This window comes from Vibrio sp. 10N.222.49.C9 (genome assembly GCF_041474985.1).
Classification (GTDB): domain Bacteria; phylum Pseudomonadota; class Gammaproteobacteria; order Enterobacterales; family Vibrionaceae; genus Vibrio; species Vibrio crassostreae_C.
In genome coordinates, this window is the sequence record NZ_JBFRVD010000033.1 from 1 (window position 1) to 20831 (window position 20831).

Sequence of the window (20831 nt, forward strand, 5' to 3'; positions counted from 1 at the left end):
ATTTTTACTTTAATTGGTATAATTCACTAGCTACCACCAAAAACTTAAGTACGATATGCACCTAATCCTAAATGGCGACTAATATAATGAGTAAGCGTCAGTAATTTGGGATTATTATGAGGTTCTTTTTTGCACTGGTTGTATTCTTTTGTTCATTTTCTCTATCAGCAACTTCGTGGGAAAAAGAGAGTCACCCTACTAGAAATTCACCCTCATCAATTGGAAGCTATGCCAATGGCTGTCTAGACGGCGCGCAGGCTTTGCCTATTAATGGTTTGGGGTATCAGATCATTCGCCCTCAAAGAGAGCGCTACTATGGCCATACAGAAGCTATAAAGTTTATTGAGAGGTTAGGAGTCACGACCAGCGAGAAGCTCAATACTAATTTATTGATCGGTGATATTTCTCTTCCCAGAGGAGGGCGCTTTTCTTCAGGTCATTCAAGTCATCAAACAGGGTTAGATATTGATATATGGCTAAGGTTAACCAGTAAGAGGTTGTCAGAGAACGAATTAGCTGTGCCTAAACCTGTGAGCGTTGTGGATCTTACCAACTACAAATTGCGTGAATCGAATTGGACCGATGATCATTTTCAAGTTATTCGTTATGCGGCGAAAGATGAAAAAGTGGTGCGTATTTTTGTTCATCCAGTGATCAAGCAAACCCTTTGTGAACAAGAAAACTCTGACGCTAATGATAGAGCTTGGTTAGGCAAAATAAGACCTTGGTGGGGACACCACTCCCACTTCCACGTTCGTTTAAAGTGTCCTGAAGGCAGTTCAAACTGCATAGCTCAAGCGAGCCCTCCTAAAGGTGACGGTTGTGGAGATGAACTTGCAAGTTGGGCTCCAAAGACTGTTCCAGTTCCACCTCCTAAAAAAGTAGCGAAAACTAAGAAAAAGAAAAAAGTTAAAGTGATGCCAAGTCAGTGTTTGGCCTTGATATCGAATAAGTAATCCTGTTCATCGAGGCTTTTTACAGTGGTACTGCCACTGGTTTTTTCGACTCTAAAACTGGAGAAATATCACACTTTTGTCTAGAGTTTATAAACACGAGATTAAGAACATCGTTTGATATTAATAAAAGCAATAACGGTATCAGCAAGGGCGATGGCGAATTTGACAAGGTTTGGTCAGGGATTGAGTGTTTTGGGGTGAAAGATGCGGCTTATATGCAGTATGCGAAATCAGAGTCTGATACCCGTCGATAGATAATTCAAGGATAAGACTATGACTATGATTTGTGCGAAGGAATTTTCAGAATGGTTAAGACATAGGTTCAACGCTGAAAGCTCGGGTATTTCAATTTCAAGAGATGACATCAATCAGCTAACAGGCAGACAACGTTTAGACCCTAGTTTCGTAAATGATGTTCACTATGAATTGATGCAGTATGGAATGGCATTTGTGACCGATACCAGCAGGGAAAACTTTTATCTTGTTCCTATAGCTCAATCAATAAACTGGCGAGAACGACTCGAATATCAATTTGAAAAAGAGCTCTTCTGCAATATTTATACAATCGGAAAATCAGGATGAAAAAAAAGGTTCAACTTATGGTTAAGTTGAACCTTTCTTCTTTTAGGTCAAGCCTTGAATGATAACAAACTTCTCAAGTAGCTCGTCATCAGTTTCAATATGGTTTGGGTCAGTGATGATGCATTTTGTAATCGGACACACTGACTGGCATGTTGGCTTTTCATAGTGACCTTTACACTCTGTACATAAATCAGGATCGATCTCGAAGATGCTGTCGCCCATAGTGATTGCACCATTTGGGCATTCAGGATCACACATATCGCAGTTTATGCACTTGTCAGTAATTAACAGAGCCATTATTTTCTTCTCAAGTAAGTCGCTTAAGTAAAAATTATTTGCCTGATGCGTTACGTGTATCTTGGCCTTCGCTCAAGTTACGCATCAGCAAGCCGTACTCTAGATCTAGATCTGCTGGTACAGGAATAAATACAAAGTGACCGTTACCTTTCGCATCGTCGACCGCTTCAGATTTGCGGTTTTCCATAACTTCTAGTTTGAAAACAACGTTACCTTTCGGTGTCATCATTTCTAAGCTGTCGCCTACTAGGAACTTGTTCTTCACTTCTACTTCCGCTAGGTCACCACGGCGCTTACCTGTGAACTCACCAACAAACTGTTGAGTGTCAGAGATAGAGTAACCGTACTCGTAGTTTTGGTATGTATCGTGTGTATGGCGACGTAAGAAGCCTTCAGTGTAACCACGGTGAGCTAGGCTCTCTAGTGTACCCATTAGGCTTTCATCGAATGGTTTGCCTGCCACTGCATCGTCAATAGCTTTACGGTAAACCTGAGCAGTACGTGCACAGTAGTAGAAAGACTTAGTACGACCTTCAATCTTCAGAGAGTGAACACCCATCTTCGTTAGGCGCTCAACGTGTTGGATTGCACGAAGGTCTTTTGAGTTCATGATGTAAGTACCATGCTCATCTTCAAACGCTGCCATTTTCTCTTCTGGCTTGTGTGATTCAGAAAGCAGAACCACTTCGTCTGTTGGTTTACCAAGGCCTAGTGTGTTGTCTGGACGCTCATCTTGAACTTCAATGTCTTGCGTTTCTACTTCTTGAATAGCAACACCAGTAGGGTTTGCTTCAACGATCTGACCGTTTTCGTCTTCTTTCGCTGCTTCTGTTTTGTATTCCCAGCGGCAAGCGTTGGTGCAAGTACCTTGGTTTGGATCGCGCTTGTTCATGTAACCAGAAAGCAGACAACGGCCTGAGTAAGCCATGCAAAGAGCTCCGTGAACAAAGATCTCTAGCTCTGTTTCTGGGCAGTGTTCGCGAATCTCTTCGATCTCTTCAAGCGATAGCTCACGAGATAAGATCACACGCTCAACGCCTTGAGTTGACCAGAACTTAACGGTCGCCCAGTTTACTGCGTTTGCTTGAACAGAAAGATGGATTGGCATTTCAGGGAATGCTTCACGAACCATCATGATAAGACCAGGATCTGACATGATAAGCGCGTCAGGGCCCATGTCTACAACTGGTTTGAGGTCGCGAATGAATGTTTTTAATTTAGAGTTGTGCGGCTGAATGTTACATACAACATATAACTTTTTGCCTTGAGCATGAGCTTCATCGATACCGATTTGTAGGTTTTCGTGATTGAACTCGTTGTTACGAACACGAAGGCTGTAACGTGGCTGGCCTGCGTATACTGCATCTGCGCCGTAGGCGAATGCGTAACGCATGTTTTTGAGGCTTCCTGCCGGTGATAATAGTTCAGGTACAAATGGTTTTTGTGTAGTCATTGCTTCGTTCTCTAATCTGATCTCAAGTCAGGTTGATACCACCAAGTGATATCAAAGGGGCGCAAATTTTACGCTAAAATGAGTTTGGTTGATAGCCCTAAAGATAGCAATGACATTAACAAGAGGGTCTAGAGGCAGATATAAGTGAGAACTTAGTGAGAAATAAGCTCAGATACCGTTAGCACCTGAGCCTATAGTTTGACTGATTAAGCGTTAGGTTGAGTTAACCCGCCTAATGATTCAAATAGGTTTGGAAGGAAAACACTGAACTCACCACAAAGTAGAGAGAAGTCCGCATCAAAACGCGCAGCTTGATCTTCACGAGGAATATCGTCGTTTTCGTCTTTGAGCTCATCACTGAATTTTAGGCGTTTGATGCTGCCATCTTCTGCAAGAATGAATTCAATACGGTCTTGCCAGTTGATAAGAAGTTTCGTCACCATCTTATTGGCTTCGATGTGGTTTTTAATCTCATCAGCTTCTAGTTCTTGTTTCTTAACTCGAACAATACCGCCGTCTTCTTGAATAGATTTTAGTTCTGCTTCATCAAGCATAGTGATGCCTTGTGGCGTATCACCTGATTTCACCCATTCTGTAAGAGTCGTTTCGATCGCTTGCTCTGGGATAGCTGGCACTACTGGCAGGCTACCCATTGTCTTACGTAGCAATGCTAATACATCTTCTGCTTTTTTGTAGCTGCTCGCATCAACCACAATGAAACCTTCTTTTGGCATGATCAGCGCGTAAGTGAAGTTGCTGCGGCTGAATGCTCGAGGAAGTAGATCAATGATGATGTCTTCTTTTAGGCTGTCTTTCTCTTTCTTTTTCAGAGGGGTACCAGACTCTGCCTCAAGCGTTTCTACTTTTGCGTTCAATGATTCTTTGATCACAGAAGCGGGTAGCATTTTCTCTTCTTTCTTTGCACAGATAAGAATGCGGTTTTCTGATACGTGCGTCATCATATCGCCATGTCTACCCATTGCGTGTACCCAACCAAACTTCTGTTTGTCTTGGCTACCACAAGGAGTAAAGCGGAATTCTTCAAGTTGTTTCTCTAGCTGATCTGCGTTGAAATCAATATCACGGTTGAAGCGATAGACTAGGCAATTTTTAAACCACATAAATTTTTCTCATACCTTTTTAGAAGTGCTTCATGATATGAGATCTAATTCGATTTGTCCCTAGCTCTGTATCAAAAGTTATAAAGTGAAATGTTTGAGACAGTTATATGAAAATTTGTTTTCAAAGGTCACAAAAGTGTCATAATTAACTCAGATAATGCAATGCGTTGATTAAATACAAAGGCTATTCAATTATGTCGAGAAGGATTCTGGTCGTTGAAGATGAAGCACCTATTCGTGAGATGCTGTGCTTCGTGCTTGAACAAAAAGGCTACCAAGCAGTAGAGGCTGAAGATTACGATACAGCGGTAAACAAGCTATGTGAACCTTTCCCAGATCTAGTATTACTAGATTGGATGCTACCTGGTGGTAGCGGGATAAACTTTATCAAGCACATGAAGCGTGAAGAGTTAACTCGCAACATCCCAGTGGTGATGCTAACGGCTCGTGGCGAAGAAGAAGATAAGGTGCGTGGTTTAGAAGTGGGTGCTGATGATTACATCACCAAGCCATTTTCACCCAAAGAGCTCGTTGCTCGCCTGAAAGCGGTTATCCGCCGTGTAACGCCTACTGCACTAGAAGATGTGATTGATGTACAAGGTCTTAAGCTAGACCCAGTATCTCATCGTGTTACCGCAAGCGAAGGTCCAGTTGATATGGGACCAACAGAGTTCAAAATGCTGCATTTCTTTATGACTCACCAAGAGCGTGTGTACAGCCGAGAGCAGCTGCTTAACAACGTTTGGGGTACCAATGTTTACGTTGAAGACCGAACGGTTGATGTACATATTCGACGCCTGCGTAAAGCGCTTGAGTCTGCAGGTCACGATAAGCTAATCCAAACGGTTCGTGGCGCTGGCTACCGTTTTTCTACAAAGGCTTAATGTGGCTTCGCTGCCCAGTTTACGGAGTCCTGAATGGTTGAAAAGTTAACCTGGAAAAAGCTGGCTTGGGAGCTGGCTTTTTTTTACGCACCATGGGTTTTAGTCGGATGGATATTCGGTTACCTACCTTGGTTGCTGCTGGCTGCTACGGTATTGCAGCTCGGCTGGCATCTACACAACCAAATGCGTTTGTCCGCATGGCTGTGGGATGAGAAGCGTCTAACTCCACCTTCAGGCTCTGGGAACTGGGAATCTCTGTTTAACGGTATTTATCGTATGCAGCAGAGACAGCGTCGCAAACGCAAAGAACTGACTAACCTTATCCGCCGTTTCCGTAACGGTGCAGAATCGCTTCCCGATGCCGTTGTGGTATTTCGCGGTGAAGGCAATATCGTTTGGTGTAACAAGCTAGCTCAGTATTTGCTGGGCTTTCGTTGGCCAGATGATTCAGGTCAACCGATCTCGAATTTGATTCGTACTCCAGATTTTATTAAGTACCTTAATAAGCAAGATTTCTCTGAGCCATTAGAGATGCCTTCTCCATTGAATGTGGAGCGTATGCTCGAGCTGCGTATTGTGCCGTATACCGAGGGTGAACACCTGATGGTGGTACGTGATGTGACCCAGCTTAAGCAGTTAGAAGGCATGCGCCGTAACTTCTTCGCTAACGTTTCTCATGAATTGCGTACGCCGATGACCGTCCTTCAAGGTTACCTTGAAATGACCGAAGATCCAGACATGATCGTTGGCCCAATGTGGACCAAGGCGCATGGCGTAATGACTGAGCAGCTCAATCGAATGAACAGTTTGGTTAATCAACTACTCACGCTTTCGAAAATTGAAGCGGCGCCAATGCATGAGTTGGATGAAGTGGTCAACGTTCCGGCGATGCTTGAGGTTCTTGAGAAAGAAGCGGCGAGCCTTAGCGGTGAGCGCGAACATAAGCTTGAGTTTGATATCGATAAGAGCCTACGAGTTCTTGCCGATGAAGACCAATTGAGAAGTGCGATATCGAATTTGGTTTATAACGCGGTTAAATACACACCCGCAGGTGCAACGGTCAAAGTGCGTTGGTATCAAACCAGCCAAGGCGCGTGCTTAGATGTGTCAGATACTGGTGATGGTATTGAGCCTCAACACTTACATCGACTCACAGAGCGCTTCTATCGTGTAGATAAAGCCCGCTCTCGTGATACCGGTGGTAGTGGTCTTGGATTAGCGATTGTAAAGCATGCGCTTAGCCACCACGATTCACATCTCGAAATTCAAAGTGAAGTGGGCGTCGGCAGTCGTTTCCATTTCACGTTGCCAAACCGATTGACTGTGTCATGAGTGACTTAATACGCAGGATGCGTTTGCCAATTGGTTCACTGTTAGCGATGGTATTGGCGTGTCCAAGCTTCGCTGAGCAGAGTGTTGAGTCATTGCCTGATTATTCCAAAGTTCCTGGTATCTCTGGAAGCTTGTTATCGGTCGGGTCTGATACTTTGGCTGGGATGACGACATTGTGGGTAGAGGAGTTTAAATCCTACTACCCGAATGTGAACGCTCAGGTCCAAGCATCGGGCTCTTCTACTGCGCCTCCTGCATTGACGGAAGGGACTGCTCATCTGGGACCAATGAGTCGCCCGATGCGCTTGCGAGAAATTGAAGCGTTTGAAAGAGAACATGGTTATAAACCGACAGCACTGCGAGTGGCGATCGATGCGATTGGGCTTTTTGTGCACCGCGATAACCCTATTGAGGGGCTCAACTTTCGTCAGATTGATGGCATCTTTTCAGAGACATTACGCTGTGGTGCGACAAAACCGCTGAACGATTGGCAAGATCTAGGCGTCGACCAACCTTGGGCGAAGCATCGATTCCAGTTGTTTGGGCGCAATTCCGTTTCGGGAACCTATGGCTATTTCAAACAAAACGCACTATGTGGTGGTGACTTTAAGAACCGAGTCAATGAGCAGCCAGGTTCTGCATCGGTTGTACAGTCGGTCGCATCATCAATCAGCGGCATAGGTTACTCAGGTATTGGCTATCGTGTCGCTGGCGTTAAGTTAATTCCTATTGCTGAGCATGGTTCTGATTATGTAGAGCCGACTCGAGCGAATATCTTGAGCGGTGATTACCCTCTATCACGCTTTCTTTACGTATACGTGAACAAACACCCAGATAAACCGCTTTCTCCCGTTGAAAGAGAGTTCCTCACTTTTGTGTTCTCAAAGCAAGGACAAGAACTTGTAGAGAAAGATGGCTATTTAGCGATACCGTCTGAGTTCGCAGAGCAAGAATTGGCAAAAGTCGGGCTCTAATTCAGGCTACGACAAACTTAGAAAAAAACGTATGAACAGCTTGCGCGTCGCAAGCTGTTTTTATTTTGACTGTTCGTTATTTTAGCTGCAACGACCATTCTGCATTTTTCCAACGTTGTTGCTCTTCTCTGAGCTCATAATCAAGCAGTTGGTTTTGGGCCAACCAATCGCTGTTAGTTCCTTTCAATTCCCAGTTATCCTGTTGTTCAATCGTTAGAGTCACGTCTGGGGCCAGTGCTTGATTTCGCTGACGGTTGAGTAAGATAGCGAGTCTCAATATACGAATCAGCAGGGTGACTTGTTGCTGAGTAAACAGAGAAAGTTCCGGCAAATCTTGTAGTTTGAGCGCTTTTCTTTGATAGCGAACCAATGCTGATATAAGGCGTTGTTGCTCAGTATTAAAGCCTGGCATTGTCGTATGCTTAAGCAGATAAGCCGAATGGCGGTGATAGCCTTGGAATGCAATGCTTTGTCCTACCTCATGAAGTACTGCAGCCCAACCAAGCAGATCATACAGCTCATTAGTGACCGCAGTTGTCACTTGAGGCTGTACTTGTTTCAGCAATGAAAGAGCGAGCACTTTCACTTTCTCGCCATGAGTTACGTCTACATGGTATCGAGAGACGAGCGTTTCGGCAGTTCTTGTTCGAATATCAATATCTTTAAACCTATCCTCCATGTCATAAAGAACGCCTTCTCTCAGGGCACCATCAGAAAAATGTAACTCCTTGATGTCTAGCGTATCCATTGCTGCTGAAAGAATGGTGACGCCTGCAGCAAACACAGGCTTTCTCTCATCACTTAAGCCTGAAAGATTTACGGTGTTGGATGATGAAAACTCACATAAGTGATTCTTTAAATAGGACAGGCGTTGGGGCGTAATGAGACCATCGGTGAACCCTAAGCCAATGAGTACTTCTTTTATTGATTTCGTGGTACCAGATGAGCCAAAAGCGATTTCCCAAGGGGCTTTTGTGTATTCTTCAATCAATGGCATCAATAGACGAGTAGCTGCGGTATAAGCATCTGAGAAGTGTCGTGAAGTTAGCCCTTCGTCAGCAAAGAAACGTTGAGTGAAGTTGACGCATCCCATCGGTAAACTGCGCATAATTAGAGGAGTAAAGCCTTGTCCGGCGACGAGTTCCGTACTCCCTCCACCGATATCAATAACCAACTTAGATTCAGAAGCGGTTTGAGTGTGTTCTGCTCCGTTATAGATTATTCGAGCTTCTTCTTGACCGGAAATGATCTCTATTGGAAAAGGAAACAGTGGCTTGGCTTGCTCTAAGAAGTCTTTAGCGTTTTTGGCTTTTCTTAGGGTATGAGTCGCAACAACTCTGACATCATCAAGCTCAAAATCCGCCAGTCGTTCTGCGAACACCTTGAGGCATTCTAGGCCTCGCTCGATAGCGCTTTCAGATAGGACGTTACGTTCATCCAATCCATCACCTAATCTCACTTTCTGTTTGTGTCTGCTGACTAATTGCAGGTGTTGATCGAATACTCGGGCAACCACCATGTGAAAGCTGTTCGAACCCAAGTCGATAGCGGCAATACATCGAGAATGTTTGTTATCAATTAGCGGCATGATTTCTTCTCTTGTTTGTACTTCTTGCGAGCAAGTTTCTCCATACGTTTAATATAGTGGTAAGTGGAGAGTTGTGACGTCGGGTAATCAAGTAGGTTTGCTGGTGGTTGTGTGTAAGAGTTGCTCATCGCTTGGTCTAGCACTCGAGCTTTGTTGCTGTCATCGAAATGAAACTCGGTGATATCGATAATGGTTTGCTTGATCTTTGGATCTAAAATTGGAGCTGCAACTTCGATGCGGTGATCAAAATTTCGTGTCATCCAGTCAGCGGAAGATATATAGACCTTCGGCTTTCCAGCGTTACCAAATATCATCACTCTCGGATGTTCGAGGAAACGATCGACCACACTGACTATCTCAATATGATCACTGATGTTGGGTATGCCAGGGACAAGAGAGCACATGCCGCGAATGACCATTCTGACTTTTACATTGGCTTGGCTAGCCTGATAGAGCTTTTCAATGATCTCTCGATCGACCAAGTTGTTGAGTTTTAGAGTGATGCTTGCAGGTTTACCTTCTATCGCGTTTTGTATTTCATTATCTATCAATTGGTACAGACGTTTTCTAGTATTCTTTGGTGACACAATCAGTTGCTTGAACTGGGACTTTTGATAAGGGTTTTCAATATACTTAAAGACTTGTCTCACCTCTTGAGTCAAATCTTCATTCGCAGTGAGCAGAGAAAAATCGGTATACACGCGCGCTGTAACTTCATGGAAGTTGCCAGTGCCAATATGGGCATAATGCTCGGTATGCTTGCCTTCTTTTCGTTTGATGAGCAGCAACTTGGAATGGATCTTCAAACTTGGGATGCCATGGATGACTTTTACACCCGCTTCTTGAAGTTTCTTGGTCCATTGAATGTTGGCTTGCTCATCAAAGCGTGCTTGCAGCTCGACAACCACAGTGACCTTTTTGCCATTGTGCGCCGCATCGATGATCGAGCTGAGGAGTTTTGAGCCTTCCGCAACACGGTAAACGTTTATTTTGATGGAGGTTACCTTCGGGTCAAAGGAAGCCTGCCTAACCAGTTCAGTGATGTGACTAAAGGTGTGATAAGGATAATGCAGTAAGATGTCGCGAGCTTTGATCGCTTCGAAATAGTTTGGGTAATGGCTGAAATGCGCGCACTTAATCGCGGGTAGAGGACGATTAACTAAATCACGTCGGTTAAGGCTTGGGAACTCAGAGAAATGTTTGAAGTTATGATAGCGACCACCTGCGATGACACTGTCATAGTCAGACAGTTTAAGTCTGACTTGTAAGAAGTTGAGCATTTCAGTTGGCATTTCAGATTCATAGATCAGACGTATCGGCAGTGCCGTTAAGCGCTGTTCTAAACCTAAAGACATCGATTCTAATAGGTTATTTTCATTGTCCTCTTGCAGATCATAATCGGCATCACGTGTCATTTTTATCGCAAAACAACGCAATGAGTCATACTCAAAGAATCCTTTAAGTAAGTCATCCAAACAAAATCGAACTATATTATCTAACAAGATCAAAGTTGTACGCTGCGAACCCGAAGTTTCCGGTAACTTAACAAATCGAGGGAGTGCTTCTGATGGGATTTCGAGTAAGACATATTGAGATGATGCATCACGCTCGATGTCGATGGCTAAGTAACTTTGTTCATCTTTGAGAATATTAAGTAACTGGCTATCTTCGTTCAAGAGAATCGGAGTTAAGTGTGGCAGCACTTTTTTCTTAAAGTACTTTTTTATCCAGCCACTTTGTTCTTCGCTGATTTGTTGTTCGTTGACCAGAAAAATACGATTGCGTACCAATTCCAATAGCAAGTCGTTATACAGTTCATGGAATTGAGCATCGAGCTTGCTTGCTTTGCTCTGCATTTTAGTCAGTAGGCTTTTCGGCGAGTTGGAGGTTAGCTGTGGATCTTGAAGTAAGATCTTTCGCTTCACATCAGCAAATCGGACTTTGTAAAACTCATCGAGGTTTTTCGAGTAAATACCTAAAAAACGAACTCTTTCGATTAAGGGGACTGACTTATCTGCCGCTTCTTGGAGCACTCTTTCGTTGAAGGATAACCAGCTAAGTTCTTTTGTGACATAGTCTTTTTCCATCGAGATGAGAATCCTTGAGTACTGGCTATAGAGCTGATTACTTTAAATTAGAATGGCAAAATTCACAAAATCTATGATCTTACTTTAAGAAATATGGCTAACAAACTTGTTATTAGTTTCAGTTGTTTAACGTAACTTGTAATATAATTGTCATCTAACGTACATATTATGTCAGTAGCTAAAAAAAGGTAGATAAACAGATGGCATCAGCCCAATTTTCATTGAAAGAGCGCGACAAAAAAAGATGGTTGAAAGATCGTCTCGTCCGTTTTTCGGTGACATGTGGCGCGGTCAGTGTTCTAGCTGCCCTAGTATTGATCTTTGTTTACTTGGCGATGGTCATTTTACCGGTATTTTCTGATACTGGTTTAGAGACAGACCAAGCTGTAAAGACCGTTGCCGTAGAAAAACCTATCGTCTTATCGGTTGATGAATACGGTCAGCATGCATTTACTATCGAAAAATCTGGTTTGGTACAGTTTTGGGATTTAGAGTCTCAAAATACACACTCTTACTTTGAGCGTGATGTTGTAGCCAACCCCATCGCCTTTTCTCGAAACACCCCATCTGAAAACTGGTTTGCCTTTGCCGACAGCGCAAGCAATCTTACTTTTTTCTATCCTGAGTATAGTGCGCCTGTGCTGAAAAAGGGCAGCGAAGCCGAACCTAAAATTGAGCAAATCACTCTCCCTGAATCGTTTTTAAATGATGAACCCTCAAATGGGGCGACGATCGACAAATTCGCATTCTCTAAAAATGGACGTGGGATTACGGTTGCCGCGCAGTTAAGTGACCAACGAGTCTTGGTTAAGTGGTATCAGAGTGACCTTACTGGTCAGTATGTTTTTCAGAAGAGCCAATGGCTATCGGATAAGTTGGGCTTGCAGCAGCAACTGCTTGTCACACCTGATGGGCAAACCTTATACCTACGAGCACAATCGGATTTGGTTGTTTTGAAACTATCAGATAACGGTTTTGATGTTCGTGAAGTGATTGATCTTAGCTTAAATGATGCGAAGCATTCCGTGAAAAGCATCGATTTATTGTCTGGCGCATACTCGTTGTTGGTTACGCATGAGGACGGACAGGTTTCTCAATGGTTCGATGTACTCAAAGATGAAAAGCGTAGCCTGACCCATATTCGAGACTTCCAACTTGCTGAACAAGTGCAATTTATTCTTCCTGATACTTATAGAAAGGGTTTTTATAGCTTCTATAAGAACGGCACATTACAAAGCCACTATACGACCAGTGAAAAGCTGTCGTTGTTTGAACGCGCATTTGATAAATCACCACAACTAGCCGCTATGTCTGCCAATGAACTGCATCTGGCAACGTTGATTGATGGCATCATCAGTGTGGCTAAAGTCGACAATGAATACCCACAAATCTCATTCTCCTCGCTTTGGCAAAAGGTCTGGTATGAAAGTTACCCTGAGCCGCAATACGTTTGGCAATCAACATCGGCGAATGATGACTTTGAAGAGAAATTCAGTTTAGTACCTATCACATTCGGTACTATCAAAGCCGCTCTGTTTGCGATGATGTTTGCCGTGCCGGTTGCTGTGCTCGGAGCTATTTACACCGCTTATTTTATGTCTCCACGCATGCGAAGAGTGGTGAAGCCTTCGATAGAGCTGATGGAAGCTCTTCCAACCGTGATCATCGGATTTTTGGCTGGGCTTTGGTTTGCTCCAATCGTTGAAACACATTTAACGGCTGTCTTCTCATTAATGATGCTATTACCACTGAGCACACTGTTGACTGGACTTGTTTGGTTCTGTTTACCGAAGAGGGTAACGGGTCGCTTCTCTAACGGTTGGCATGCTCTGATATTGATTCCGGTATTGGTGATTACAGTGGTTGCGGTGTTTGCTGGTGGAAACAACATTGAAGCCTTGTTATTTGGTGGTGATATTCGTACCTTCTTGGCTAGCTATGGTATCGACTTTGACCAACGCAATGCGCTAGTGGTTGGTTTTGCTATGGGCTTTGCGGTCATCCCAACGATTTTCACTATTGCTGAAGATGCTATTTTCTCTGTACCTAAACATTTGTCTGATGGGTCATTAGCGTTGGGTGCGACGGCGTGGCAGACGCTTATTTATGTGGTGCTATTGACGGCGAGTCCAGGTATCTTTTCTGCGGTTATGATGGGCCTAGGGCGAGCAGTTGGTGAAACCATGATCGTCTTGATGGCGACAGGTAACACCCCAATTCTTGACTGGAATGTTTTGGAAGGGATGAGAACTTTATCGGCAACGATTGCTGTTGAGCTGCCAGAATCAGAAGTGGGTGGTTCTCATTTCCGCTTGCTGTTCTTGGCTGCACTCTTGCTGTTTATCTTTACATTCGCGGTGAACTCAGTTGCTGAGTGGGTTAGACAAAGACTGAGAGATAAATATCGTGCGCTGTAGTTTTAAAGGTTTGCCTCAATGTGTATCAATGGCTTTTAGTGGCTTGACTAGCGTGTCTCTTGATCTTTGCAGCTCCTTGATTTCAGCACGCCAAGAGCAAGGTCGATCATGATGAATAAACTGAAGTCATTATTATCTTGGGTTAAATCGGGCTCTCCGTGGATCTGGCTTACGGGCGGGGCGGTGAGCATCAGTATGCTTTCTGTTCTTGGCCTAATGCTGCTGATTGGTTGGAAGGGCTTAACCTATTTTTGGCCCGCACCTTTGTATCAATGGCAAGTTGACTCCAAAGACTTATCGCTAGTGGTCGATCTTGACGAAACCGTATCAAAACAAGATGTATTGGTTGGTCAGTTATATGAACGAAAATACATCCCGATAGAGCAAGTTCCACAAGTCCATGACCTTTTGTCTCCTCAAAATTTGTCGACTGGGCTGATACAGCGCTTAAGCATCAAAGTTGCTAACAGAGAACTGTACCCTGCGGACTTTGTTTCTATTCTGGATGTTAACTTACGTGAACCCACTACCCCGCTAGATTGGGTTGTGATTGAACGAAGTCGAGGTGGTTATTTCTTTGGTAAGCCGGTGGGTTTTAAAACTGCTTCTGGCACCTTTGATTCGAACATAGACCAAAAGCTCGAACAAGGCTTGGCGTTCGCTGATACGTTACGTAAAGAAACGTCGCGTGTCGTGAACCAAGAAATTCGCAATATCAGCTGGCAATTGGAAAACCTGCGCTTAGAAAAGCGTAAGCTTGAACTCAATGAGTCAGTGAGTGATGAATACCTTACAACCTATACTCAAACTAAACTGGAATTAAATCGCCAGTTAGGTGAAGCCGAAGTTAAGCTTGAGCACCTTAGAACGCAACTTAATGTCGAAAGCTTACTCGTTGAGGATATGACAGGCGAGCAGGTCGAGATTTCGCTAAGTCACATTCTGGATTATTGGTACCCAAATAATATGTCTTACCTAGAAAAGGTTGGGCACTGGGGCAAACAAGTTTGGAAGTTCTTATCAGAGAACCCACGAGACTCAAACTCTGAAGGCGGTGTGTTTCCTGCTATTTTTGGCACAGTACTGTTGGTTATTCTCATGTCGATCGTCGTGATGCCTCTTGGGGTAGTCGCTGCGATATATCTTCATGAATACGCAAAAAACAACGCACTAACACGTTTAATTCGTATCGCCGTGATTAACTTGGCGGGTGTACCGTCGATTGTGTATGGCGTTTTTGGTTTAGGCTTTTTCGTCTATACCATTGGTGGCTCGATTGATACGTTGTTCTATGCAGAGCGATTGCCAGCACCGACATTTGGTACGCCGGGTCTACTTTGGTCAGCACTAACCTTAGCGGTCTTGACGCTTCCAGTCGTTATCGTAACCACGGAAGAGGGCTTAACGCGTATTCCTAGTGCAGTGAGGCACGGTTCATTAGCGCTTGGTGCGACTCAATTTGAGACGCTTTGGCGCATTGTTTTACCGATGGCAAGCCCAGCGATTATCACTGGTTTAATTTTGGCAATCGCGAGAGCCGCGGGGGAAGTTGCACCACTTATGCTGGTGGGTGTTGTTAAATTGGCATCCAGCTTGCCAGTCGATGGTCAGTTTCCGTATTTACACTTAGATAGAAAGTTCATGCATTTAGGCTTTCATATCTATGATGTTGGTTTTCAAACCTCTAATATCGAAGCGGCACGACCTTTAGTGTATGCGACTTCATTTTTATTGGTTACGGTGATTGTTGGGTTGAACTTAACAGCCATCAATATCCGTAATAACTTGCGTGAAAAATACCGAACCTTAGGACAAGATTAGATGTTCTCGATTAATGAAACCTTGGGTTACCAAGCACCACTTGATGTTCACAATCTGAAGGATGAGCAAATTGCTATCTCGATCGAAGGGCTAAATCTTTACTATAAAGAGAGCCAAGCACTTGATGATATCTCGATGCAGATCCCGAAGGGGCAGGTGACGGCGTTTATCGGCCCTTCTGGGTGTGGTAAGTCGACTCTGCTGCGCTGCATTAATCGCATGAACGATCTTGTTGAAGGCTGTAAGGTTTCCGGGAAAGTGAAGCTTCATGGCAAGAACGTCTATCACCCTAAGGTGGATGTTGCGACCTTACGACGCCGTGTGGGTATGGTATTCCAGCGTCCAAACCCTTTTCCTAAATCTATCTATGAGAATGTGGTTTATGGCTTGAGGCTACAAGGCGTTAGCAACAGCCGAGACCTTGATGATGCGGTTGAACGCTCTCTGCGCGCTGCTGCGTTATGGGATGAAGTGAAAGATCGGTTGCATGAGAATGCTTTTGGTTTATCTGGCGGTCAACAGCAGCGTTTGGTTATCGCTCGTGCGGTTGCGATTGAGCCTGAAGTGCTGTTGTTAGATGAGCCGACATCGGCACTCGATCCGATTTCTACTTTGACGATTGAAGAGTTGATCAACGATCTCAAAACGCAATACACAGTGGTGATTGTTACCCACAACATGCAACAAGCCGCGCGTGTAAGTGACCATACTGCCTTTATTCATATGGGAAAATTGATCGAGTACTCAGATACGGACTCAATTTTTACGTCTCCATTGAAAAACCAGACGGAAGACTACATTACTGGTAGATATGGCTAACCTCTCCAAAGGTGTCATCTAGAGCTAAGTCACTCTACAAAAATGGCTTTCTTCATTTCTTTCAAGGAGCAAGTATGCATTTCGGTCGCCACATTTCAGGGCAATTCAATGTCGAGTTAGAATCGATCCGTACTCATGTATTGACCATGGGCGGGTTAGTGGAGCAGCAACTCTCGTTTGCAATGCAGGCGCTTCATAAAGACGATGTTGAATTGGCCAAAAAAGTGATTCGTGATGACCACAAAGTGAATGCGATGGAAGTGTCGATTGATGAGGCTTGTACTCGAATCATTGCAAAGCGTCAGCCGACAGCGAAGGATCTGCGTTTGATTATGGCGATCATCAAAACGATTACCGATCTGGAACGTATTGGCGATGTTGCTTCTAAAATTGCGCAAGGTGCTATTGAGATCCCTTCAACCAAAGAGCAGAAATTCCACGTATCTTTAGAGCCTCTTTGCCGTCAGGCTATCACCATGCTTCATCAAGTATTAGATGCTTTTGCTCGTATGGATGTTGATGCGGCAGCTGAAGTTCACAAGCTTGATGATAAGTTGGATGCGGAGTACGAGGCCGTTATTCGTCAGTTAATGACCTATATGATGGAAGACCCTAAGAACATTCCTAATATTTTGCAGGTGATGTGGTCAGCGCGTGCGATTGAGCGAGTGGGAGACCGCTGCCAAAATATCTGCGAATACATTATTTACTTTGTGAAGGGTAAAGATGTACGTCACCTAGGCGATCAAAGCCTTGATGACGCACTCAAATAGAGCTTATCTTTAGAAGCTAATTATTGCACCAAGATTGAAATTGACCGTTGTGTCGTAAGGCACAAAGGTTTTGTTGTGATCAAAAATATTCATATCAACACCAGCACGTAATCCAAGCATTGGTGTCGCTTGGTAAACGTAGGCCCCGCCTAGGCTTATACCATGTGTTGTTTTCTCTTCTACTTCGCATGAGCGCGTTTTCGTACCGTCATAACTTGCCACGCCAATTTCAGCCTGAAAGCCGTGGATTTGGTTTCTTCCAAACATGTTTTGCTTCGTAACAGGTTTAAATCAAGAGAGCTGAATAAGTCTTTAGCCATATCTATCCATGAAAATTTTCTGCGCTATTAAATCTAATATACGTCAGTCAGTTAGATTAGTCAGCGAGGTTCTCTGGATTTATGCTGGCGACTATTGCCCTAAGCGGTGAGGGCGGCTCTCACATCAGATATCTTACTCGCATCTGTCACTGGGATCTGATAATCATCAATATTATCACTGCCCATTTGAGCACTTGAGTTGTTTTCCATTAGACTCGGCCTTGTCGATTTACCTGAAAGGTGAAGAGCAGGTACTTGGGTAGCGCTTTGAATCATTTTGGCATTCGCAGCGTTAACGCCAGCCCCCGCCATGATATCAATTCGTCCATCGGCTTGTTTGACCATTGCAGCCAATACATCGATACCTTGCTCAGCATTAGCAGCAAGCCCTGATGTCAGGACTCTTTCGCATCCAAGTGTAATGATTTGTTCTAATGCTGCTTGGAAATCAGAGCTTTGATCGATGGCTCTGTGGAAGGTAATCCCAAGCTTTAACGAGTGCGCTTTGTCAGCCAGTTGTTGCATCTTTGGCATATCAATACTTCCGTTCGGCGCTAACACACCAAGTACGACCCCATCCAATCCTGCATTTGCGCAAGCTTCAATATCTTCAAGCATACAGAGCATATCGTCGTTATCGAAAATGAAGTCGCCTTGTCTTGGGCGTATCATAGCGTAGACCGGAACCGACGAAACTATTGCCGCTTGTTTCATCATTCCGAAGCTTGGAGTTAATCCGCCAAGTGCTAATGAAGAGCAAAGCTCAATTCGATTCGCGCCACCAGATAGTGCGGTATGAAGAGATTCTAAGTTATCGATACAGACTTCAATTTCGGTGTTCATCGTGTTTATCCGTTCAAAAAGATACTGATGAAATAATAGCAATCTAGGTGTGATTCTGAATAGATGGGGATAAGGGAAAATAGAGGTAAAGTTTAGGTTTATCGCTACCTCAATTATCTATTACAAGAGTCAGTCTAGGGGAGCGAGGAGGGGGAAAACAAAAAGCCCGAAGCGTTAACTTCGGGCTTTTAATAGGACTTTACTTCTTAACTGATTGGCGGTGCGCTTTGCGCTATTAGCTTATGCTTTATGTCTCTTTAAAGAGAATCTTCCAACCATTAACCCGCGTTGAGTTCGGGCTTAAGAGGTAATTACTTGCTTAGGTCGTCAGCGTGCTCAGATAGGAATGCTGCAACACCTTTTGGAGATGCGTCCATACCTGATTTGCCTTCTTCCCATTGTGCAGGACAAACTTCACCGTTCTTCTCGTGGAAGTTTAGTGCGTCTACCATGCGTAGCATTTCGTCGATGTTACGACCTAGTGGAAGATCGTTAACTACTTGGTGACGTACAAGACCGTCAGCGTCGATTAGGAAAGAACCACGGAAAGCAACGCCTGCTTCTGGGTGCTCAACATCGTATGCTTTGCAGATCTCGTGCTTAACGTCAGCAATTAGAGGGTATTTAACTTGACCGATACCGCCATCAGCGATAGCAGTGTTACGCCATGCGTTGTGAGAGAATTGAGAATCGATAGAAACACCGATTACTTCAACGCCTTTAGCTTGGAAATCTTCAAGACGGTTGTCGAAAGCGATTAGCTCTGAAGGACAAACGAAAGTGAAGTCTAGTGGGTAGAAGAAAACTACAGCTTTCTTACCTTTAGTGAATTCTGCGAAGTTGAAGTTATCAACGATCTCACCGTTACCTAGAACAGCTGCTGCAGTAAAGTCAGGGGCTTGACGACCTACTAGTACCATTTTGGAATCTCCTAAAAAATTAGTTGGCCCAACACATCTTTGTTTGGGCTCCGTTTCTACGGGACAAACTATAGTACAATCGGTACTATAGAAAAAAGCGAATTAAATAGATTAAGTTAATCGAAAAAAGCGATAAGCTTATTCTTTGTCCTGTCCTTAGGTCGAATGACCTTTACCTAACTTATCCTACTCATATTACAAAGTAATTTCATGAATAAATGGCCAAGTCTTAAGCAACTTCACTATCTTGTTACTCTTCACGAAACTCGTCATTTCAGTGATGCCGCAGATCGCTGTTTCGTCAGTCAATCTACGCTAAGTAAAGGCATTCAAAACCTAGAAGAGCTGATTGGTTGCCCGCTTTATGAGAAGAAAGATAAAAAGAGCCCGCTAGTTTTCACGCAAGCAGGTGAGCTGGTGGTCAAGCACGGTCGAGAGCTACTAGCGAAAGGACAAGATCTCGTAGAGCTTGGAAATCTATGTAACGGGGATGCGATGCAAGGGCAGTTGCGAGTCGGGTGTATTCCTACTATAGCGCCGTTCCTTTTGTGCGATTTGGTACAGGAAGCCAACCAGCGCTTTCCACAATTAAATTTGCTGTTACGTGAAGACACAACGACCAACCTATTGGCTGCGCTGCGTCATGGAGACTTAGATGTGCTGATTCTGGCTTTGCCTGTCGATATCGACAATATGGAAAGCCAAGTTGTTGGGCAAGACCCTTTCCGGATGGTGATCAGTCGCAATCAAGCTGATGGTATTCGCGTTCCGATTAAATACGATGACCTGCCAGACGAATCTGTATTTTTGTTGGAGAACGAGCATTGCTTAACCGAGCATGCTGTGTCGGCTTGTAAGTTAACGGATAAAGAGAAGATCAACCCGTTCACTGCGACGAGCCTTCACACATTGGTGCAAATGGTGGCCAATGGTTTAGGAACCACCTTTATTCCGCAAATGGCGATCGACCACGGTTTATTGGAAAACCAGAATCTCGTTGTGATCGATCCTCCTGGTCAGCAGGCCTACCGAGATATTGGCCTTGTCTGGCGACCAAGCTCTTCGCGTCGTGAGACATTCCATCAATTAGCGGATGTGGTATCTGAGCTTCTATAATAAGCCGCTGCGACAACAATCCCTCTGAGCGGCTGAATTGGCCGCTCTTCTTTATATCAATTCCGAGCGTTACTCTACTTCCGCTTCTTCTGGCTCTACTTCTTCTTGCAGCTCCAGTAAATTGATCGCTATCGTGACAAAATCGCTGTCTGTAATAATGCCTACTAGTTCGTGGTTTTCTACGACAGGTAAACAGCCCACTTTATGTTTCTGCATGTAGATAGCCGATTCTTTTAATCCTGCACGCGGCTCTACCGACATAACACTTTTGTGCATGATGTCGTTGAGGGGAGTAGCAAGAGTAAAAGATTGAGCTTGTGGGATGTTTTGTAGGCTGGATTCTTGAGCGGCGAGAACGTCTCGCTGTGTGACGACACCTAGTAGTTGCCTGTCGGAATCGACGACCGGAATATGGCGGATATCAAGTGCTTCCATCATGTGCTTAGCATCGGCCAGTGAGTGTGAGCGCAATAGGGTATGAGGGTTGCGAGTCATCATATCTTCAACCTTGATCATACGAACCTCCTT

General features: G+C 44.2%; 18 protein-coding genes and 1 pseudogene. 10 read left to right on the forward strand and 9 right to left on the reverse strand.

Annotation, left to right across the window (positions count from 1 at the left end):
• Positions 1-116 precede the first annotated feature (116 nt).
• Both mepA and AB4585_RS14700 read left to right on the forward strand, forming a co-directional pair.
• Positions 117-956, forward strand: a complete 840-nt coding sequence (gene mepA, locus AB4585_RS14695; RefSeq protein ID WP_017062537.1) for a penicillin-insensitive murein endopeptidase — start codon at positions 117-119, stop codon at positions 954-956.
• 273 nt (positions 957-1229) lie between these two features.
• Positions 1230-1538: a hypothetical protein gene (locus AB4585_RS14700; protein ID WP_372154820.1), complete on the forward strand. Its 309-nt coding sequence runs from the start codon at positions 1230-1232 to the stop codon at positions 1536-1538.
• A 42-nt stretch (positions 1539-1580) separates the two neighbouring features.
• Here AB4585_RS14700 and AB4585_RS14705 read toward each other — a convergent pair whose 3' ends face one another.
• From AB4585_RS14705 to rdgC, 3 genes are all read right to left on the reverse strand, one after another.
• Positions 1581-1835 carry a YfhL family 4Fe-4S dicluster ferredoxin gene (locus AB4585_RS14705; protein ID WP_004735061.1) on the reverse strand — a complete coding sequence of 85 codons (255 nt, stop codon included), beginning with the start codon at positions 1833-1835 and terminating at the stop codon, positions 1581-1583.
• Between the two features lie 34 nt (positions 1836-1869).
• Complete coding sequence (gene yegQ / locus AB4585_RS14710; protein WP_017062848.1) at positions 1870-3288, reverse strand: tRNA 5-hydroxyuridine modification protein YegQ; 1419 nt, start codon at positions 3286-3288, stop codon at positions 1870-1872.
• A gap of 206 nt (positions 3289-3494) precedes the next feature.
• Positions 3495-4409 carry a recombination-associated protein RdgC gene (gene rdgC / locus AB4585_RS14715; protein ID WP_017062534.1) on the reverse strand — a complete coding sequence of 305 codons (915 nt, stop codon included), beginning with the start codon at positions 4407-4409 and terminating at the stop codon, positions 3495-3497.
• A 194-nt stretch (positions 4410-4603) separates the two neighbouring features.
• On the opposite strand from rdgC, the gene phoB reads away from it, so the two are divergent.
• The 3 genes from phoB to AB4585_RS14730 are packed head-to-tail and all read left to right on the forward strand — an operon-like array spanning position 4604 to position 7599.
• Complete coding sequence (phoB, locus tag AB4585_RS14720; protein WP_004735064.1) at positions 4604-5293, forward strand: phosphate regulon transcriptional regulator PhoB; 690 nt, start codon at positions 4604-4606, stop codon at positions 5291-5293.
• Positions 5294-5326: 33 nt separating this feature from the next.
• On the forward strand, positions 5327-6625 hold the full coding sequence (gene phoR / locus AB4585_RS14725) for a phosphate regulon sensor histidine kinase PhoR (protein ID WP_004740365.1): 1299 nt from the start codon (positions 5327-5329) through the stop codon (positions 6623-6625).
• Between the two features lie 17 nt (positions 6626-6642).
• The gene (locus AB4585_RS14730) at positions 6643-7599 is read left to right on the forward strand and encodes a PstS family phosphate ABC transporter substrate-binding protein (RefSeq protein ID WP_372154824.1); all 957 of its coding nucleotides are present in this window, start codon (positions 6643-6645) and stop codon (positions 7597-7599) included.
• Positions 7600-7675: 76 nt separating this feature from the next.
• Here the strand turns inward: AB4585_RS14730 and ppx are convergent, their stop codons facing one another.
• Together ppx and ppk1 are read right to left on the reverse strand one after the other, a co-directional pair.
• Positions 7676-9187 (reverse strand): exopolyphosphatase, encoded by a 1512-nt coding sequence (ppx, locus tag AB4585_RS14735; RefSeq protein ID WP_210447367.1) that lies wholly within the window; start codon positions 9185-9187, stop codon positions 7676-7678.
• On the reverse strand, positions 9178-11274 hold the full coding sequence (ppk1, locus tag AB4585_RS14740; protein ID WP_017066137.1) for a polyphosphate kinase 1: 2097 nt from the start codon (positions 11272-11274) through the stop codon (positions 9178-9180). Before ppk1 ends, ppx begins: the two co-directional genes overlap by 10 nt.
• Positions 11275-11474: 200 nt before the next feature.
• Here ppk1 and AB4585_RS14745 point away from each other — a divergent pair, with 200 nt between their 5' ends.
• The 4 genes from AB4585_RS14745 to phoU all read left to right on the forward strand — a co-directional run bounded on the left by AB4585_RS14745 (position 11475) and on the right by phoU (position 17104).
• The gene (locus tag AB4585_RS14745) at positions 11475-13691 is read left to right on the forward strand and encodes an ABC transporter permease subunit (protein ID WP_372154818.1); all 2217 of its coding nucleotides are present in this window, start codon (positions 11475-11477) and stop codon (positions 13689-13691) included.
• 111 nt (positions 13692-13802) lie between these two features.
• The gene (gene pstA / locus AB4585_RS14750) at positions 13803-15512 is read left to right on the forward strand and encodes a phosphate ABC transporter permease PstA (protein WP_372154822.1); all 1710 of its coding nucleotides are present in this window, start codon (positions 13803-13805) and stop codon (positions 15510-15512) included.
• A complete protein-coding gene (gene pstB / locus AB4585_RS14755; RefSeq protein WP_009848269.1) occupies positions 15513-16331 on the forward strand; it encodes a phosphate ABC transporter ATP-binding protein PstB in 819 nt (272 codons plus the stop codon).
• Between the two features lie 74 nt (positions 16332-16405).
• On the forward strand, positions 16406-17104 hold the full coding sequence (phoU, locus tag AB4585_RS14760; protein WP_009848270.1) for a phosphate signaling complex protein PhoU: 699 nt from the start codon (positions 16406-16408) through the stop codon (positions 17102-17104).
• A gap of 9 nt (positions 17105-17113) precedes the next feature.
• On the opposite strand, the pseudogene AB4585_RS14765 reads toward phoU, so the two are convergent.
• From AB4585_RS14765 to AB4585_RS14775, 3 genes and pseudogenes are all read right to left on the reverse strand, one after another.
• A pseudogene (locus tag AB4585_RS14765) lies at positions 17114-17377 on the reverse strand (hypothetical protein); the annotation flags it as partial.
• Between the two features lie 146 nt (positions 17378-17523).
• Entirely contained in the window at positions 17524-18267 is a 744-nt protein-coding gene (locus AB4585_RS14770; RefSeq protein ID WP_017062527.1) for a copper homeostasis protein CutC, read from the reverse strand.
• Between the two features lie 311 nt (positions 18268-18578).
• Positions 18579-19187 carry a peroxiredoxin C gene (locus tag AB4585_RS14775; protein WP_017062526.1) on the reverse strand — a complete coding sequence of 203 codons (609 nt, stop codon included), beginning with the start codon at positions 19185-19187 and terminating at the stop codon, positions 18579-18581.
• A 210-nt stretch (positions 19188-19397) separates the two neighbouring features.
• Here AB4585_RS14775 and AB4585_RS14780 point away from each other — a divergent pair, with 210 nt between their 5' ends.
• Entirely contained in the window at positions 19398-20303 is a 906-nt protein-coding gene (locus AB4585_RS14780; protein ID WP_017062525.1) for a hydrogen peroxide-inducible genes activator, read from the forward strand.
• A gap of 69 nt (positions 20304-20372) precedes the next feature.
• Here the strand turns inward: AB4585_RS14780 and AB4585_RS14785 are convergent, their stop codons facing one another.
• The gene (locus AB4585_RS14785; RefSeq protein WP_017062524.1) at positions 20373-20819 is read right to left on the reverse strand and encodes a CBS domain-containing protein; all 447 of its coding nucleotides are present in this window, start codon (positions 20817-20819) and stop codon (positions 20373-20375) included.
• Positions 20820-20831: the final 12 nt, after the last annotated feature.

Coding starts and splice junctions, on each gene's coding strand:
- mepA (WP_017062537.1), top strand. CDS start 117: ATGAGGTTCTTTTTTGCACTGGTTGTATTCTTTTGTTCATTTTCTCTA.
- AB4585_RS14700 (WP_372154820.1), top strand. CDS start 1,230: ATGACTATGATTTGTGCGAAGGAATTTTCAGAATGGTTAAGACATAGG.
- AB4585_RS14705 (WP_004735061.1), bottom strand. CDS start 1,835: ATGGCTCTGTTAATTACTGACAAGTGCATAAACTGCGATATGTGTGAT.
- yegQ (WP_017062848.1), bottom strand. CDS start 3,288: ATGACTACACAAAAACCATTTGTACCTGAACTATTATCACCGGCAGGA.
- rdgC (WP_017062534.1), bottom strand. CDS start 4,409: ATGTGGTTTAAAAATTGCCTAGTCTATCGCTTCAACCGTGATATTGAT.
- phoB (WP_004735064.1), top strand. CDS start 4,604: ATGTCGAGAAGGATTCTGGTCGTTGAAGATGAAGCACCTATTCGTGAG.
- phoR (WP_004740365.1), top strand. CDS start 5,327: ATGGTTGAAAAGTTAACCTGGAAAAAGCTGGCTTGGGAGCTGGCTTTT.
- AB4585_RS14730 (WP_372154824.1), top strand. CDS start 6,643: ATGCGTTTGCCAATTGGTTCACTGTTAGCGATGGTATTGGCGTGTCCA.
- ppx (WP_210447367.1), bottom strand. CDS start 9,187: ATGCCGCTAATTGATAACAAACATTCTCGATGTATTGCCGCTATCGAC.
- ppk1 (WP_017066137.1), bottom strand. CDS start 11,274: ATGGAAAAAGACTATGTCACAAAAGAACTTAGCTGGTTATCCTTCAAC.
- AB4585_RS14745 (WP_372154818.1), top strand. CDS start 11,475: ATGGCATCAGCCCAATTTTCATTGAAAGAGCGCGACAAAAAAAGATGG.
- pstA (WP_372154822.1), top strand. CDS start 13,803: ATGAATAAACTGAAGTCATTATTATCTTGGGTTAAATCGGGCTCTCCG.
- pstB (WP_009848269.1), top strand. CDS start 15,513: ATGTTCTCGATTAATGAAACCTTGGGTTACCAAGCACCACTTGATGTT.
- phoU (WP_009848270.1), top strand. CDS start 16,406: ATGCATTTCGGTCGCCACATTTCAGGGCAATTCAATGTCGAGTTAGAA.
- AB4585_RS14770 (WP_017062527.1), bottom strand. CDS start 18,267: ATGAACACCGAAATTGAAGTCTGTATCGATAACTTAGAATCTCTTCAT.
- AB4585_RS14775 (WP_017062526.1), bottom strand. CDS start 19,187: ATGGTACTAGTAGGTCGTCAAGCCCCTGACTTTACTGCAGCAGCTGTT.
- AB4585_RS14780 (WP_017062525.1), top strand. CDS start 19,398: ATGAATAAATGGCCAAGTCTTAAGCAACTTCACTATCTTGTTACTCTT.
- AB4585_RS14785 (WP_017062524.1), bottom strand. CDS start 20,819: ATGATCAAGGTTGAAGATATGATGACTCGCAACCCTCATACCCTATTG.